We start from the raw sequence: 1,276 nt of genomic DNA, 5'->3' as shown, positions 1-1,276 counted from the left end.
ACTTGATTTCTGCGAGGACGGTGCCTTGGGTGATGGCGTCGCCTGCGGTGACGCTCAGGCCGGTGATGGTGCCTGCTTTGTGGGCGGTGACGGGGTTTTCCATTTTCATCGCTTCCAGGACGGCGACGAGGTCCCCGGCGGCGACTTCCTGGCCTTCGTCGACGGCGACTTTGACCACGGTGCCCTGCATCGGTGCGGTCACCGAGTCACCGGAGGCTGCGCCGGCTCCGGCACCGCCACGGGTGCGGGCCTTGGGCTTGCGCCGTACCGCACCGGCATTTCCGCCGCTACCACCGCCGAGGGTGAGCTCGCCCGGGAGGGAGACCTCGACGCGTCGGCCCCCGACCTCGACGATGACGGACTGCCGGGGCAGGGCCTCGTCGTCGTCGATCGGTTGCCCGGCGGTGAACGGGGGAACCTGGTTGTCCCATTCGGTTTCGATCCACCGGGTGTGCACGGAGAAGGAGTCGCCGTCGCCGATGAACGCGGGATCGGAGACCACCGCAGCGTGGAACGGGATCACCGTCGCCAACCCGTCGACGGTGAACTCGGCCAACGCCCGACGCGAACGAGCGAGGGCTTCTTCGCGGGTGGCTCCGGTGACGATCAGTTTGGCGAGCATCGAATCGAACTGGCCACCGATCACACTGCCGGATTCGACACCGGAATCGACGCGGACACCCGGGCCGGAGGGGGCGGTGAAGGTGGTGACCGGTCCGGGGGCGGGCAGGAACCCACGTCCGGCGTCTTCGCCGTTGATCCGGAACTCGAACGAATGCCCGCGCGGTTCGGGGTCTTCGGTGATGGTCAGTTCTTCGCCGTTGGCGATGCGGAACTGCTGCAGCACCAGGTCGATGCCGGAGGTTTCCTCGGTGACGGGGTGTTCGACCTGCAGGCGGGTGTTGACCTCCAGGAAGCTGACGAGGCCGTCTTGGCCGACGAGGTATTCGACGGTCCCGGCGCCGTAGTAGCCGGCTTCGAGGCAGATGGCTTTGGCGCTGGAGTGGATTTCTTTGCGTTGGGCGTCGGTGAGGAACGGGGCGGGTGCTTCTTCGACGAGTTTCTGGAAGCGGCGTTGCAGGGAGCAGTCGCGGGTGCCGGCGACGATGACGTTGCCGTGTTGGTCGGCGATGACCTGGGCTTCGACGTGGCGTGGTTTGTCGAGGTAGCGTTCGACGAAGCATTCCCCGCGCCCGAATGCGGCGACGGCTTCGCGGGTGGCGGAGTCGAACAGTTCGGGGATTTCCTCGCGGGTGCGGGCCACTTTCATGCCGCG

General features: G+C 66.9%; 1 protein-coding gene. It reads right to left on the bottom strand.

Going from position 1 to position 1,276, the window contains the following annotated elements; translation table 11 throughout:
- Positions 1-1,276: ATP-binding protein (locus tag CH281_RS07490; protein ID WP_094693635.1), on the bottom strand; the 1,276-nt coding region annotated here is incomplete at both ends.

Origin of the sequence: Rhodococcus sp. 06-221-2, assembly GCF_002258365.1 — a bacterium.
Classification (GTDB): domain Bacteria; phylum Actinomycetota; class Actinomycetes; order Mycobacteriales; family Mycobacteriaceae; genus Rhodococcoides; species Rhodococcoides fascians.
Note: the sequence above shows the minus strand (reverse complement) of the source record. Positions and strands in the feature narration are given on the sequence as shown.